The following is a 15,514-nucleotide window of genomic DNA, read 5'->3' on the forward strand; positions in this document are numbered from 1 at the left end:
AGCCTGGCGAGGTATCGCAACCAGATACGACAAGACACCCGAAAGCTACCTGGCCGGCCTCCACCTCCGCGCATCGATGATCTGGATCGACGACCTGCTGAAGACCGCCGATTGATCACGACATCACACAGGCCCTAGGTGTATTGCCCTGTGAGGTTGGGGACGCGGCTGGCAGGTGGTTTGCCTGCGAGCGCGGTGTGTCCGCGGTGGTGATTGTAGGAGTGGAGCCATGTGGGGAACGCTTCGCGTCGTTCCTGCTCTGAGCGATAGGGGCGGTTGTAGGCCCACTCGTCGAGCAGGGTGCGGTTGAGGCGTTCGACCTTGCCGTTGGTCTGTGGCCGGTAGGGCCGGGTTCGCTTGTGTGCGATCCCGGCCGCCGCCAGGGCATCGCGCCAGTCGCGTGAGCGGTAGCAGGAGCCGTTGTCGGTCAGGACTCGTTCAACGGTGATCCCGCAGGTAGTGAAGAACGCGTGGGCCCGGCTCCAGAACGCGGTGGCGGTCTCTTTGCGCTCGTCAGCGAGGATCTCGCTGTAGGCGAGGCGGGAGTGGTCGTCGGCAGCGGTGTGGATATAGCTGTAGCCAGCGTTCGAGCGGGTCTTGCGGCCGGCCTGTCGGCCGAGGGTCTTGTGGCCGCCGCCGTCGGGGATGTTGCCGAGCTTCTTGATGTCCACATGCACCAGCTCTCCCGGCTTCTCGCGTTGGTAGCGGCGTATGGGCCGGCCGGTCGCGCGGTCCAGATGGGCCAGGCGGGCCAGACCGAATCGGGTCAGTACCCGGTGCACGGTCGAGGGCACCAGGTTCAGCAGATGGGCTATGCGGGCCGGGCCCCACCGGCGGATGAGCCTGACCTTGATGATCCGCCGCTCGGTGCGGGTTGGGGTGCGGCGCGGGCTGGTGTGCGGGCGGCAGGAGCGGTCGGCCATGCCGGCCTCACCGAGGGTGCGGTAGCGGGCAGCCCACCGCTGGGCGGTGGTCGGTGAGACCTGGAAGCGTTCGGCGGCCCGCCTGCGATCTCTCGGGTTGGTGTCGGTGGTGGTGAGAGTCGGTCACGCTGGTCCAGGGGTTCGCGTTACGGGGCTGGTCAGTGGGTGTTTGCGGGTGGGGGGCCGCTGTCATGAGATGAGAGATTGATGGGTTGGATCGCTGTCGTGGGGCTTTATCGCATGGCAGCTGATGCTGTCTCAGGTTCGAGAGTTCTTATGCGGTGAGGTGGGCCCGGCCGGTGTGATCGTGGGGTGGACCAAGAGGTAAGGGCCGGTCGTGGGCCTGTGCTGCCCAGGGGGTTGGTGGTGCGTCGTCTGCTGGAGCGGCAGCAGGCGGGGGAGTTGTCGACGCGGCATGTGCGTGCGGTCGCTGAGACGGTGGGTGTCTCGGAGCGTACGGTGTGGCGCTGGCTGGAGCAGGCCAAGACGACCGGGCAGGTGGAGGCGCCGGTCCGGCAGGGGTATGCGGTGTCGGACGAGGTGTGGGCGTTGCTGGGCGAGGTGGGAGGGAGTGTCGCTGAGCTGAGGCGCCGGCTGGCCGCTGCCAGCGGCGGGGCCTCGGTTCCGTCGGCGTCGACACTGCACCGGGTGATCCGCAGGGACCGCCGGGCGGGCCGGGCGTTGATGGTCGAGCGGGAGCCCGTGGTGGCCGGGCCACGCAGGCCCGATCCGCTCAGCGAGCTCGGCCTGAACGTCGTGGCCGGCCAAGGTACAGGCGGGCAGGTGTTTCTGCGGGAGCAGAAGCACCTGGCGCAGGTTCCGGTCCTGGTGCCGGGCGCGCAGGTGGTGCACACACCTGCCGTTCGATCGGTGCTGCGGACGGTCGCACACGCGGCCGCGGTCGGGGCGGTGGTGTGTTTGTACGGCGACGCCGGCCAGGGCAAGACCGTCGCGTTGCAGTACGCCCTGTCCCAGCTGCCGCACCCGGCCCGGGTCCGCCGGGTCCACGTCGGTGTGCACCCGACGGTTCCCGAACTGCGCCGGGTGCTCGCGGACGCCCTGGAGCTGGGCAGGCGTCTACCGCGCGGGGCGGGGGAGGCCGACCTGACGCTGGTGAACGCGCTACGGCAGCCCCGCGTGCTGGTACTGGACGAGGCACAGCGCCTTCCGGGGCCGGCGCTGGAGTTTCTGCGCGGGCTGTGGGACCACCCGGACACGGACACGGCGCTCCTTCTGGCGGGCGCGGGCAGCGAACGGGCGCTGCGCCGGGTGCCCGCGCTGGCCTCTCGGGTGCTGACCTGGGAGTTGGTACCTCGTCTTCGCCCGGGCGAGGTGGCAGCGGCGATGGCGGCCTTCCACCCGCTGTGGGAGGACGTGAGCGAGGCCGATGTCGTGTGGGTGGACGAGCATGTGGGGCACGGCAATTTCCGGACGTGGGCGAAGCTGACCTCGCACCTGACCGCCGAGATCTACGGCAAGAGCCGTGCGGTAGTGGACCGCCGGTTGCTGGAGCGGGCCTGCGCACGGCTCATGGGGCCGCTGTGACCGGCGGCTCCGGGCCGGGAGAGGCCGGCGGCCACGAGGACGGTCCGCACGCGCGGGGAGGTTTGCCTTCTTCCTCCCTGTCGGCGCTGCGCGGCCCTGCCGTGCGCCGGCTGCTCGCCCTGCGGCAGGACCAGAAACTGACGATCCGTCATGTACGGCTGATGGCGGAGTCGTTGGAAGTGACTGAGCGCACGGTGTGGCGGTGGCTGGCCGCCGCCGAGCGCGACGAGTCCGCGGCCGCGGAGCCTGGGGCACGGGCCCAGAGCAGGGATCGCTTCACCGTAACCTCGGAGGTCCGGAGTCTGCTGGGGCTGTGGAAGGGGAACGTCGCGGCGGTCCATCGTGAGCTGACCGCTCGCGCGGCCAGGGGTGGGGGGCAGCCGCCTCCGTCGATTCCGACGCTGCACCGGGCGATCCAGCGGGACCTGACGCCGGGGGAGCGGGCCGGACTCGCGAAAGGCGAGCGGGCGGCGCGCAAACACGATGTGTTCCTGGCCCGGCCGCGGGGCTGGCGCAACCAGGCATGGGAGACCGACCACATGCAGGCCCCGGTGCTGGTCGACGTCGACGGCAAGCCCCGCAGGCCGTGGATCACGTGGTTCACCGACTGCGCCACCAACGCGATCACCGGCGTCGCCGTCACGCCGGTGCATCCGTCGCGGGAGTCGGTGCTGGCCGCGCTGCGCTCCGCGGTCCTGCGCGAGGACCCCTACGGCCCGTTCGGCGGCCTGCCCGAGAAAGTACGGGTGGACCGCGGCAAGGACTTCCTGTCCAGGACGGTGACCGCCGCGTTCGATCTCCTGGACGTCACCGTGGAGGACCTGCCCGCCTACACCCCCCACCTCAAGGGCACCGTGGAGGGCCTGAACCGGGCGGTGGAAAGCATGTTCCTGGCCGCGCTGCCCGGCTACGCCCGCCAGCCGCGCCCCGGCAAACGCCCCTCCCGGCCGAAGGACGAAGTACTGCTCAGCTTCGAGGACTTCACCGCCCGGCTGCTGGACTGGACACGGTGGTGGAACACCGAGCACCACCCCTCACCGCTGCGGGGCCAGACTCCGCTCGAGGCGTGGCAGGACGATCCCACCCCGCTGCGGGACGTGCCGGCCGCGGACCTGTGGACGTTCACCCTGGAAGACGCCGGCACCCGCACGCTGACCACCCGCGGCATCCGCTTCAGGAAACGTGACTATGTGGGGCCGTGGATGACCGGCCAGGCCGGGATCCAGGTCCGCATCCGCTTCATGCCCCACCACGACCACCGCATCGAGGTCTACCACGCCGCCACCGGCCGCTACCTCGGTCCCGCGGACCTGGCCGACCAGGCAACCGAAGAGCAGCTCAGCGCCGTACGGCGGGCACGGGCTGCCCGAAGCCGCCGCCTGAAAAAGGACCTCGAAGCTTCCCAGCGACAGCGCTACGCCGCCGTCACCCAGGCTGAGCCCCCTCGGCGGCTCGGCGCGCTGACCGGTGCGCAGGCCGATGCCGAACTCGCCCGGAGTGCCGGCACCAGCCTGTCGCAGCTCGCGCTGCCGGACGTCATCCCGCCCGCCGCGCCCCCGGCCGACTGGCGCACCCCAGCTTCCCTGGCTGCGCTGACCACGCCAGGCCCGCCCGCCCCGCTCCCGTCCGGCCGTAACTCCGCCCCTGCAGTCCCAGACGGCCCGGGCAGGCAGGCCGCACCTCCCACCCCCGACGAAGACGGAGACGCCTCGTGACTGCGGCCACCTACCAGTACGTCGACCTGCCGGACGCCTCCGTGGTCACCACCCGGGCCCTGCTCACCGCGCGGGAGAACATCACCGACACCGTCGCCGCGCGGGCCATGATGTGCATCCACGGCGGCGCCGGCTTCGGCAAGACCCTGGCTGTCAACACCTGCCTGCGCGCACTCGAACCCGGCGAGGACGTCCGAAAGATCACCTTCCGGGCCCGGCCCACCGCCCGCGCGGTGCGCTACGAACTGTTCACTGCGCTTGACCTGGCAGGTGAACCGCCGCGCCACCCCAGCGAGTTCGATCGACTGTTGAAGACCGCTCTGGCCGAGCGCCCCCGCACCTTCCTCGTCGACGAGGCCCAATGGCTCAACGGGGAGGCGTTCGAGTACTTCCGCTACCTGTGGGACGAGCCCTCCACCCAGCTCGCGATCATCTTCGTCGGCGGGGAGGGCTGCCACACCGTGCTGCGCCGCGAGCCGATGCTCTCCTCCCGCATCTTCATCTGGCAGCACTTCACCCGCCTCACCTCCAGCGAGGTCCTCGAGGCCATCCCTCTGTTCCACCCGATCTGGGCGGACGCCGATCCTGAGGACATTACCTTCGCCGACAGCCACGCCGCGCACGGCAACTTCCGTGCCTGGGCCCAGCTGACCGCCCACACCCGTACCGCCCTGGCCCGCACCGGCCGCCCCCGCGTCGACCAGGAACTGCTGCGCTGGGCCTTCAGCCGCCTCGCCTGACCACCACACCTCCATGCCCCTCGCCGCGCCACCGCCGCCCATCACCGTGGTCATCGACCGCCATGACGACGCGATCCACACGCATACCGCCCTGGCCGCCCACCACCCGTCGTCCGGCCGGATCACCCTGCACCCCGGCCCGGGCACCACCAGCGAAACCGGCCTCGCCCACGACCTTCTCGCCGCACTCGGTAAACCGCCCCTGCTCCCGGGGCGTTTCCCCGCCGGGCGTCAGCCGGCCTGGGAAGCCGCCACCGCCTGGATGACCGCCCTGCCCGTCACCCGGCTGACCGTCCTGCGTGCCCACCGCCTCACCGCCCGTCGCGCGATGCGCCTCCTGCAGCTACAAGCCCTCACCGGTATCCACCTGACCCTGGTCTGCCACCGCCCTCACCTTCCCGCCGCTCTGCACCAGGCCCTGCAGACGGTCGACTACTCCGTCACCGCCGACTTCGAGGCCGCCCGCCGCCACTACTACGGCACACCTATCGCCGCACCCCCGCCGGCAGACGAGCCCGCCGGGCCAGCCGGCCAGTGCCTCACCCTGCCCGCACTGGACCGCCTCGTCTCCTACGACAGCCCCCGCCCCTGCGCCGACCCGTGCACGCCGCCCCGATCGCCTGGCGGCACCGCCCACCGCCCGCTCCTCTCACCGCGCACACCGCCCAGCAAGTCGCCCACCGGCTTCACGCGGCAACCGCACACCCTCGCCTGGCAGCCACCGTTGCCACCGCGCTGTTCACCGGCGCCTCCCTTCAGCAACTCGCCACCGCCCGCCCTCGCGACTACGACGACACCGCGACCACGCTCGCCCTGCACGACCACGCCCGCTACACCGACGGCTGTGCCACCTACCCCGTACCCCCCTGGGCAGGCACCTTCTTACGGGCCGCGGCCTGCTTCACCCGGCTCGCATCCGGCGAAGACCAGGAACTGCTCGCCGCGCCAGGGGACCGTGCGCACCTGCTGCGCGTGGCGGAGACGGCCAGGCTGCGCCCGCCCCAGCCGCCCAAAGCCCGCCGCAAAGGCCCGGCCGGCCGTGTGGAGTGGGATTGGCGCGAGCGGCAGGAAGCCGAGAGATACGAAGCGATACCGGCCAGGCGCGCTAGGCCCTCGCGACGCTGACCCCTGACGCGGGCGCTCGACGAGGCAGGCTCAGCCGATCGAGAAGTCGGCGAACTCGACGTCGCTGAAAGCGATGTGCAGACCGTGGGCCCGGCGGCCCCACTCGCGAAAGTAGGAGTGCCCCAGCGCCCGGGCCAGGATCACCGTCTGCTGCTGCTCACCCGCGCCGGCATCCCGAGCGGCGAACAACTCCCGGGCCACCTCTCCCGGCAGGTCCTGGGTAATCCACCGCACCCGCGGATCATCTGAGGAGCCTGCAGGAGCCGCGAACCCGAATCGCGCACGGGTATGGAAGACGAACCCCTCCGCCTCTGCCTGGGCACGCCGACGGGCCCGTATCCGGGGCTGCCAGCGAGCCAGCACTGCTTCCTCGATCGCCCGGACCTGCATCGGACCTGGCGGACGACGCGCTCCTGGCTTCTTCGTTACCCACCGCTGCACGGTGCGCTGCGACACCCCCAGCACGGCGGCGACCCTCTGGGTGGAACCTCGGTGCGCCGCCAGCAAAAACCGCAGGCGTGCCTCGGTGCTTGAAGGAACAGGCCGGGTGCGCAATGCACGCTCCAAACCCTGCTCGATCTGTCCCACGTCCGCCCTCCAAGCGGCCAGCCGACAGGGCCAGCACCCTGCAGTCCGTAGCGTCAGTTCTCCCACGTCGTCTGCCCCCGCCTGCCAGTTTCTGCATTCTCGGGACAGCGCTGGCTGACGCACGCTACGAGCCCTTGGGCGAGACCGCTTCCAACCAATCATCGGAGGCACCGCTGTCAGTGGCGGGATTCATACTGGCTGATTAAGCCACATCGCGCGGTCGCACCTGTCCCATCTGGCACAGGCCCCACGCTGCGCGGAACAGACAAGGGCAACGTGGCCCTTGGAGGGGAGTGCCATGCTGGTGACGTCAGTGGAGATCGAGGCGTTCCGCAACATCACGAACAAGCAGACCATGGCTGTCGACCCCGAGGTCACGTGCCTGATCGGCAAGAATGAGTCGGGCAAGACGACGGTTCTCAAGGCTCTGCATCGGCTGAACCCGGCCAACAACGCGGACGACTTTCATGTCACCACCGACTATCCGCGGCGGAACCTGGCCAGGGACCGGCGCACGAAGGATCTCGACACGGTCGCTCCCGTGACGGCTGTCTTCGAGCTGGAGGACGCGGACCTCGAAGCGATTGAGGAGCTGGTCGGCGTACGGCCGCCGGCGAGGGCGTACGTCAAGGCGTCACGCCTCTACGACGGCAGCCTCCGAGCCGATGTGCACTGCGCCCTCGAGGACGTCCTGGCGGACGTTTTCGAAGAAGCCGGCGTCGACGATGAGGACGACCAGCAGGCCATCACTGGGGACCACACGACCATCGAGGCCGTGAGCGCCGCGGCGAAGGCCCGAGCTAGGGAAGTCGGCGGCGGCAAGAAGACGGCCCGGGTCAAAGCGATCGAGAAGGTCCCGGCCGAGCTGGACCGGCGCAAGCAGTACGTCGAAGGGGGCCTCGACGGCGAGGAGCACGAGCAGCTGATCGAACTGCTCCCGAAGTTCTTCTACTTCTCCACCTACGAGATGCTCCCCGGTGACTGCGACCTCCACGCACTCGCCGAACGCGCGAAGACCCGGCAGTGGCAGCGCGGGGACGAGACCATGATGTCCCTGCTCCGCCTCGCTGGTGAGGGGCCGGACGACTTCCTGGACGAGGACTACGCCAGCCGCAAGGCCGAGCTCCAGGCCGCCAGCCTGGACCTCAGCGCTCAGGTCTTCGAGTACTGGAAGCAGAACGAGGACCTCACGGTCGTCTTCGACACCGACCTGACCCCCATGCCCCCGGACACCAACGGTCAGCCGCAGCCCCACCACCGGCTGCTCAAGATCGAGCTGCGTGATGACAGGCACGGCGGGGTGGAGACCAACTTCTCCACCCGCTCCACCGGCTTCCAGTGGTTCTTCTCCTTCCTCGCCGCATTCAGCGCCTACCGCGACACCGATGAGCGCGTGGTCGTCCTGCTGGACGAACCGGGCACGAGCCTGCACGGCGAGGCCCAGGGCGACTTCCTGCGGTACGTCTACGGCGAGCTCGGGCCCAAGCAGCAGGTCCTCTACACCACCCACTCCCAGCACATGATCGACCCGACGCGGTACGAGACCATGCGCGCTATCCACGACCAGGCGACCCGTACAGACCCGAGCCTGGGTGTGGTCATCACCTCGGTCAGCCTGTCCGCGGACCCCAAGACGATCCTGCCGGTGGAAGCGGCGCTCGGATATTCCGTGGCGCAGCACCTGTTCCTCGGAGCTGGACCCCTCTTGGCCGTGGAAGGCAGCAGCGACTTCGTCTTCCTCATGCGCATGTCCGACTACCTGGTCAGCCAGGGCCGCACCGGCCTTGACCCGCGGCTGGCCATCATCCCGGTCGGCGGCATCGGCAACATGCCGGCCTTCATCGCTGTCATGGGACGCCGACTGTCCGTCCGGGCGCTCATTGACGGGGCCGAGACCACCAAGGTGACCGCCAAGGTACTCAGCGCTGCTGAGGCTGCCAACGTCGATGCCGCGCACATCACCGTCATCGGCCAGCTCGACGGGCTCCCGGAGACGGCCGACATCGAGGACCTGTTCTCCACCAGGGACTACCTCTGGCTGTACAACAGGGCTACTGAGGTCACCATCAACGAGGAAGACCTGATCACCCCCGACAAGCCCCTCCCGATCCTCAAGCGCATCGGGATGGCCCGGGAGAGGCAGCACAAGTCCCGGGACTTCGACCACGTCGGACCCGCTCACCAGCTCACCCGGGACAAGGACGCCTTCTTCGAGCAGGTCGACGACGACACCCTCGACCGCTTCGAGACGGTCTTCAAGAAACTCACGGCCTGAACCTGCAGACGCACGAGACCCCGGGCGCGGCCATGAACACCCGGGGCCTCGTGCGTGTCCGGCCAGCCGCCTGTGCGCCGCGCCTGTGGGATGTGGGTCCATTCCGCTGCCGCGCCGTGGACGCTAGAGCTCTTCCTGGCGCTGGAGGAGCTGGGGGACGGAGTATCCGTGGCCCGCGCACAGCCGGACCGCCATGGCGGTGGCGGCATCGCCTTCCGCAGCGGTGAAGGATCTCGGTTCGCTGGCCGATGCGACACTGATGGAGCCGGGGCCGAATAGAAGGCGCAGGTCGATGGCGAAGGCGACGGGCTCCAGATCACCGGTCCCCATACGCCGGGTCCAGCGGCGTGCCTCGCCGCCGACCAGGATGCTGACGGTGGCAGCCAGGCTCCTGACCGGGCTGCCGGGGCCGTCGGCCGTTCCGACGACGTAGGAGGCCTCGTCGCTCCAGGACGCGACCTCCATCATCCGCACCTGATACTCGAACCAGGCGGACTCCCATTCGACGAACGGATCCTCGTCGTCGAAGTCAACGACGGCGCCAGCGACCTGCTGCCCCTCCATCGACTCGACGATGAATGACCACAAGGCCTGCGTCGTTGTCGCCGCGGTTACGCACCCGGCCAGGCCCTTGTCGTCGTGGGCGAGGTCCTCGCGGCGGCTGATCCGACTGAGTGCTTCGTCGAGGTTGGTGAGGTATTCGACGCTCACGCCGGCGACGTTCACCTCGTTCGCCATGTCGGGGTAGAGCTTTCCGTTTGGGCCGAAGTCGTTCACGTTGCTGCTGACGAAGTACACAGGGCATGTGGGATCAACCTTCGCCTGCTCCAGCACGGTCATCCAGATCGCCGCATCCCTGCTGCCCGTTGCCGTCTTCCCGGACGCCCGGGCGGGACGCAGTCGGTGGGCCTCACGGCGCAGGCCCTCGACCGCAGCCTCCCGGGTCAGGGGTAGGACCTCCATGGTCTGGCGGTAGATGTCCTCCCACTTCTGCAGAGAATCCTCCGGGCTGTAGACGGCCGGCCAGACATGCGTCGCGTCCATGTCGACGAACTGCAGCTTCCACAGAGCCTGATGGGCGGCGGTGGCCTTGTCGAGCGCCGAGCTGTATTCCCGGCCCCTCTGCGCGAGCAGCTCGATCAGGACCATCTCCGAGATGGCGATCCGCCCGGTCCCGGCCGCGCGCACGGCACGGAACAACTCCCAGACCGTGCTGTTCCACGGCAGCGCAGTGACCACGCAGGTATCAAGGATGAGGGTGGGTACACAGGGCTCTTGAGACGGTTTACGACGCAGGTCTGCCATAAGGCCATGCTTCCATTCCGGCGGCCGGAGGATGGAGGAGTTGGCACCGACGGACCGCACCACACCCGCCCACCCCGGCCGGGGATGGTCCGTCCTGCCATTTGCCGTTTAGGGCGGAAACGCCGGTCTCACCGACACGGGGTTCTACACCCGCAGCGGCACAACAGACACGACGAACGTCTGTTGCTGGTGGTCGCGCTTACCTCTGGGCAGTGGAGGAAAGATCGGGCGCGGAGCGGCCAGTAGTCATCGTGGTCGGAGGGCGGCCCGTACTGCTCGATGAGGTCGCAGTACACGTGCCGCCCTCGTATAGCGTCTTCTCGCACTCATCGTGGTGGATACGCTGCGACGGGCGCGTCGGCGGGTCGGGGGCGGCGGCCGGCGCCGGGCCCGCCCAGTCCATGCCCAGCTTCGCGAGGGCGGCGAGCTGTTCGGCGTCCAGCCGGTCCCTCCTCGATTTCGTGTTGGAGACCCATACGCCCAGCTTCACGGTCACAGGCTCCGCCTCGCCGTCGACGGCGAGCTGCTCGCTGTGCCCCCTCGGTACGGCCCGGTCCGCGCCTTCCCGCTCCACCCACTGCGTGAGGGCGGCCAGGCCCCGCTGGAACGCCTGCTGCGCCTTGCTCGGACCCTTCGTCGTACGCCTGGCCGCTGGGGCGGGAGACGGCTCCTCCAGCAGCGGCTTGATGCCCAGCGCGGCCAGCCGTTCCTGCTGCCCGGTCGACAGCTGTGCCCAGGTACGGCGTTGCTGCTGGAGCCACCGCCCGATGTCGTCGCCGTCCATGAGTACGCCGGGTGCGATGTCGGGCAGGTGGCCGTCGGCGTCGACGAGGTCGGCGAGGACGCGGTAGTGGCGTTGCCAGTCCAGTGGCCACGGGCAGTTCCAGTCCGGGTCGATCGCGGCCAGCTGCGCCGCCCGTACGGCGGCCCGCTTGGGGTCCTTGCCCAGGCCGTTCTTCGCGCCCTTGCGCCGGAGGTTGGCCATGTCCTGCCCGATGGGCGCTATGGCCTCACCCTCGCCCCACACCGAGTCCTGACGCGGCGCGAGGTGCCCGGTGGCCCGCCGGTAGGAGCGGAGCGCGGCGAGCTTGGCCTCCCACGCTTCCTCGCCCGGCTCCCAGACCATCCCGGCCTCCGGCGCGTCCAGGAGGACCTTGCGCCGGTCCTCCAGCTCACCCGCCCGCAGCGCCTTGCGCTGCTGGTGCACCCACCGCCCGAGGGGGAAGTCCTTCGTGACGCCGACCTTGACCTCAACGTCATACGGGACGGCGTAGACGCCGGTGATCTCATTCTCCGCTCGCCAGCGGATGAGGGCCTGGTAGCCCTCCAGCCACACCAGCGACTCCGGCCGGTAGACCCGGGTGCGCAAGAACGCCGCGATCGTCGCCGCGTCGCGAGGAGAGGAGAAATGGAGCAGCGCCGCTTCGGCGGCGGCCTGCGTGTCGTCCTGCTCCTGGTCCTCGCCGCCGGCCCCGATGATCTGCCCGTCCTCGTCACGCCGGACGTGTACCTTGCGCTTGCCGCTGGTGAGCGCGCGAGAGGCGAGCTGCTCGACCAGGCGCTCATCGTGACTGCGCAGGCCCTGGAGCACGGCCACGAGCGGCTTGAAGCTCGCGGAGGCGACCATGTCGGTCGGGTCCTCGCCCGGCTCCAGGAACACCGGCACGATGATCCGCGCGACCTTCGTGGAGCCGTCCTTGTTGAGGCGGAGCGCCCGGCCGATGTTCTGCACGATCTCCACCTGCGAGCCGCGGGTGTCCGCGAAGCAGACGGCCTCGACTCCCCGCTCGCCGGTGATGTCCACGCCCTCCCCGAGCACGCGAACGCTGGCGAGGAAGGCGCGGTGGACCCGCTTGCCGGCCGCATCGATGCCGTTGGCGAACTGGCGCAGGACCTCGCGCCGCTCGCTGACGAGGTGGTCGCCGCACAGCCACGCCGACCACACCCGGTCCGGCGGGACGTGACGGCCGGCCTCCAGCTCGTAGAACTCCGCGTCGATCGATGACTTCGGCAGCTTCTCCGCCTGCGCCAGGTCGTCGGCGGAGGCGTCGTTGACATACAGCTCGGCAGCGGTTTCCGGCAGCTTCTCCGCGAACGCCGCGGCCTCCTCCACCTTCTGGTGGAACGTCATGACCGTACGCAGGTTGTACGCGGCGGCGTGCTCCAGGAGGGCTGTCTGCAGGAGCGCCAGGCGCCGGCCGCGCCGCGCCTCCTCCGACTCCCCGAGGACGGGGGAGGGGTCGCGGATCTCCAGCACGTCGATCTCGAACCCCGCGAGGATTTCGCTTTCGATCGCCTCGCTCAGACCGAGTTCTGCGAGCCACGCGCCGTACGTGCCCTCCGGGTCGTCGGCCATGGTCGCGATCTCCAGCTCCTGGCCGTCCGCGCCCTTCTGCGGCCGGGCCGCGGCCAGGATGCGCGGGGTCGCGGTCAGGTAGAGCCGAAAGTCGGCAGGGATGCGGGCGTTGTCGTGGATCGACGCCCACGGCTGCTGATTGTTGCCTCGTTGCCCAGATGGATTCTCAATGAGGTGTCCGTCTCGTGCAGACCCGGAAGGCCTGATGAAAGGAGTTTGCGGGCTTTCCGCAGATGGACTCTCTCTGAGAACTGTGAGCGCCCTTCAGTGAGAAACTCCTGTTCGCTGTGGTGAGAATCAGAAAACGACGGATGCCCTAACCTGTGTCGCGAGTGATCCGCTGACTCAGCGTGGCTCCACCACAGAAGCTGGGCCAGAGTCGGCGCACGGCTGCGACCTGCTCCTCGCCCGTGCGGGATGGTTCCTCTAGTCAGCGTGCGGCCAGGGTGTTGCTGCGGTTGCTCCCTGCCCACGCGGGGTTGGCTTCCTTGACCGCGTGGGTCGTTGTCAGCCCTGGTCGTGGCGGTCCTGCCGGAGAAGTGGATCTCCCGCTGGGGTGGGGCGATTCGCTGACAGACGCGGCGCCGTGTGATCAGAATGGTGAGCGATCCAACTGGTCGGCCTACGGGGGTTGTTGTGAGTACGTTTATGGAGTTCGGCACGGAGAATGGCGTGGTCCTGGTGGAGGCCGACGGCCTCGCGCCGGGGCAGCGGCCGGTGTCCCGTGGCGGCAACTCCCTGGTCCGGGCGGGCCAGACCCTCGACGAGGCCCTGGCGGGCATCCGCACGGCGGCAGAGTCCGCTCTCGCGGTGTTTCGTGGCGGGTCACTCCAGCCGGACGGCGTCGAGCTGGAGTTCGGGGTGAAGCTGACCGCCGAGGCGGGAGCGGTGATCGCCAGAACAGCGGTCGAGGGACACTTGACCGTGCGGCTCTCGTGGACTCCGGAGGGTCGTGGCGTAGAACACGCGGTCTCGGTTCCGGACCAGTCATTCGAGCCGCGGCCGGGCTCACGCGATGTCCCTCAGCGGGCCGGCTCCGGTCACGAGGTGGGTGACGAGGCGATGTCCGAGGCCCGGTGATGCCAGCCTCTCCAGCGTGGCACGCCCGCGTTGATCACGCGGGCACGGTCCTGGGGTCCGCTTTCCTGGTTGCCCCCGACATGCTCCTGACCTGCGCTCATGTCGTTCACCACGTCGACGAGGTCTCGGTCTGGTTCCCCGGTGCACAGGTCCTCGGCAGCGTTCCCGCACGGGTGGTCGCGCGGGGCCCGTGGGGCGGATCGCCCGCCGACGGCGGTGACATCGCAGTGCTCACACTCGACCGGTCGGTCGGAGTGGAGCCGATCGTCTTCGCCGAGCCCGAGGGCGCGGAGGACTTGGGCGATCCGCCCCGATTGGTGGCGTACGGATTCCCCGAGGGATACGGGCAGGAGGGCGCCCAGACCGAGCTGCGGATGACGGCTCCCGGGCAGCTGATCCACAACGAGTGGAACCAGGTCGAGTACTGGTCGGGGTACGGGCAGGAGCCTTCGTACGGCTTCAGCGGGGCCGCCGCGATGCGCGCCGGGGACGGCAGGGTTGTCGGGATGGTCGCCTCCTACGACCCCATCGCGCGTAATGCCCGGATGATTCCCGCTCGAGTGCTCGCCCAGTACGTCCCGGCCCTCGCGGACCTGGTGCCCACACCCGGCTGCACGGCCGAGGAGAAGCGCGAGCTGCGCGAATTGGTGCACCGGGTCGAGCGGTGCGGATCCTTGCCGGTGCAGATGGATCGGCTGGTACGTACCGCCGCCGGCCGTTTCGGGCTCGCCGCTCCGACGGTTCCCGACGGCCTCTGGCAGGGCGTCTGGTACTTACTCACCGAGAGCCGCCCGACCGGCGGTCATTTCCCCGCCGCCGAGCTGACGACCCTCCTCTCTGACCAGGTGACCGACGAGGAACTGCGCCGCGGGCTCCGCTCCTGGGCCCGGGCCTACCGCGCCCGCCACGCCGCGGAGTCCACGCCCCCGGCCCCAGGCGGGACACTCGGCGGGGCGGCCCGCCCCACCGCCGAGACGGTCCGGCCGCTGGAGCCCGTGGAGCCGGGGGCCCCGCTGCCCTGGGCTCCGATTCTGGTCGAGTTGCGACGCAGCGGCGCCGACAGCGGGACGGTCCTCGCGGAGGTCTCCGTCTACCGGGGCGGCGACCGGCTGCTGGTCAAGGCGGACCAGCTCACCGCGGGCCGCTTGCGCGGCTGGGTGGTCGACCGGATCGATGAGGCCTACGAGGACATCGTCGACGGGCGTCCGCTGGTGGCCTTCGCCCTGCCCAGGGGCTGGCTCAACAAGGACGTCGACCAGTGGACCCGCAAGCGCGACAAGGAGCCGCCGCTCGGATGCCGTGCGCCGGTCGTGGTACTTGACCACGACCGGCGGACGAGGGGCCGACACCAGTTCGAGCTGCGGCGCGTGTGGGACGAGCTTGACCGGCAGGATGGCTCTCCGCTGCACCGCATCGGCTGCGCCACCCGCCACCGGGCCCCTCAGCTCTCCGTCCTCCTCCAGGACGTGCGGGGACCGGTCGGCTTCGCCCGCCCGCCGACGGCAGCCCGGGAGCGCGGCCTGTACGGCGCCGCCCTGGACGCGCCGGCGCCGATCGTGCTGTGGCCGCGCAGCGGCTGCCCACCAGGCGAGCCATGCGCGGGGGACTGCACGGGGGCCGGGTTTCTGGACCGGATCGCGGAGCGGATCTCGCTCCTGCCGCCCTCGGAACTGCCGGAGATGATCTTCCGGCTGCGCAAGGAGGCGTTTCTCCACGAAGGCCCCGAACCACACTGGGCTGCGGCCGGCGTCTCGCTCGTCTGGGAGGACCCGCGCCGCTTCCCCGAAGCCCGGTTCCTGGCCCGCTCCCCGGTCTCCTGACCCGCTCCCGACCGCATCCCGCCCTTCAACCGACCCACCGCA

The 15,514-nt window shown here is 69.9% G+C and carries 9 protein-coding genes and 2 pseudogenes; 7 read left to right on the plus strand and 4 right to left on the minus strand.

Features of this window, described 5'->3' with window-relative positions:
* Positions 1-134: 134 nt before the first annotated feature.
* Positions 135-1,007: pseudogene (locus J7E91_RS34975) on the minus strand (IS481 family transposase); the annotation flags it as partial.
* A 282-nt stretch (positions 1,008-1,289) separates the two neighbouring features.
* Between J7E91_RS34975 and J7E91_RS34980 the strand changes: the two are divergent.
* From J7E91_RS34980 to J7E91_RS36615, 4 genes are all read left to right on the plus strand, one after another.
* On the plus strand, positions 1,290-2,468 hold the full coding sequence (locus J7E91_RS34980) for an ATP-binding protein (RefSeq protein WP_214911399.1): 1,179 nt from the start codon (positions 1,290-1,292) through the stop codon (positions 2,466-2,468).
* A 101-nt stretch (positions 2,469-2,569) separates the two neighbouring features.
* Positions 2,570-4,183 carry a Mu transposase C-terminal domain-containing protein gene (locus J7E91_RS34985; protein ID WP_374224829.1) on the plus strand — a complete coding sequence of 538 codons (1,614 nt, stop codon included), beginning with the start codon at positions 2,570-2,572 and terminating at the stop codon, positions 4,181-4,183.
* Positions 4,180-4,923, plus strand: coding sequence for an ATP-binding protein (locus J7E91_RS34990; protein ID WP_214911403.1), 744 nt, complete (start codon positions 4,180-4,182; stop codon positions 4,921-4,923). Before J7E91_RS34985 ends, J7E91_RS34990 begins: the two co-directional genes overlap by 4 nt.
* 600 nt (positions 4,924-5,523) lie before the next feature.
* Positions 5,524-6,048: a hypothetical protein gene (locus tag J7E91_RS36615; RefSeq protein WP_251016734.1), complete on the plus strand. Its 525-nt coding sequence runs from the start codon at positions 5,524-5,526 to the stop codon at positions 6,046-6,048.
* A gap of 30 nt (positions 6,049-6,078) precedes the next feature.
* On the opposite strand, the gene J7E91_RS35000 is transcribed toward J7E91_RS36615, so the two are convergent.
* Positions 6,079-6,636 carry a helix-turn-helix domain-containing protein gene (locus J7E91_RS35000; protein WP_308377569.1) on the minus strand — a complete coding sequence of 186 codons (558 nt, stop codon included), beginning with the start codon at positions 6,634-6,636 and terminating at the stop codon, positions 6,079-6,081.
* 298 nt (positions 6,637-6,934) lie between these two features.
* Between J7E91_RS35000 and J7E91_RS35005 the strand changes: the two genes are divergently transcribed.
* Positions 6,935-8,911, plus strand: coding sequence for an AAA family ATPase (locus tag J7E91_RS35005; protein ID WP_214911408.1), 1,977 nt, complete (start codon positions 6,935-6,937; stop codon positions 8,909-8,911).
* Between the two features lie 123 nt (positions 8,912-9,034).
* Here J7E91_RS35005 and J7E91_RS35010 read toward each other — a convergent pair whose 3' ends face one another.
* Positions 9,035-10,279: a PIN domain-containing protein gene (locus tag J7E91_RS35010; RefSeq protein ID WP_214911410.1), complete on the minus strand. Its 1,245-nt coding sequence runs from the start codon at positions 10,277-10,279 to the stop codon at positions 9,035-9,037.
* Between the two features lie 136 nt (positions 10,280-10,415).
* A pseudogene (locus J7E91_RS36620) lies at positions 10,416-12,710 on the minus strand (Helicase associated domain protein); the annotation flags it as partial.
* A gap of 498 nt (positions 12,711-13,208) precedes the next feature.
* Here J7E91_RS36620 and J7E91_RS36625 point away from each other — a divergent pair.
* Together J7E91_RS36625 and J7E91_RS35025 are read left to right on the plus strand one after the other, a co-directional pair.
* Positions 13,209-13,652 (plus strand): CU044_2847 family protein, encoded by a 444-nt coding sequence (locus J7E91_RS36625; RefSeq protein ID WP_308377570.1) that lies wholly within the window; start codon positions 13,209-13,211, stop codon positions 13,650-13,652.
* Entirely contained in the window at positions 13,652-15,472 is a 1,821-nt protein-coding gene (locus J7E91_RS35025) for a trypsin-like peptidase domain-containing protein (RefSeq protein WP_285439178.1), read from the plus strand. The genes J7E91_RS36625 and J7E91_RS35025 overlap by 1 nt, the downstream gene beginning before the upstream one ends.
* Positions 15,473-15,514 lie beyond the last annotated feature (42 nt).

The sequence above is a fragment of the Streptomyces sp. ISL-99 genome, from assembly GCF_018614005.1.
Taxonomy (GTDB): Bacteria; Actinomycetota; Actinomycetes; order Streptomycetales; family Streptomycetaceae; genus Streptomyces; species Streptomyces flavidovirens.

What these genes read in the sequence shown, in the direction of transcription:
- J7E91_RS35005 (WP_214911408.1), top strand. Translation starts at nt 6,935, where the DNA reads ATGCTGGTGACGTCAGTGGAGATCGAGGCGTTCCGCAACATCACGAAC.
- J7E91_RS35025 (WP_285439178.1), top strand. Translation starts at nt 13,652, where the DNA reads ATGCCAGCCTCTCCAGCGTGGCACGCCCGCGTTGATCACGCGGGCACG.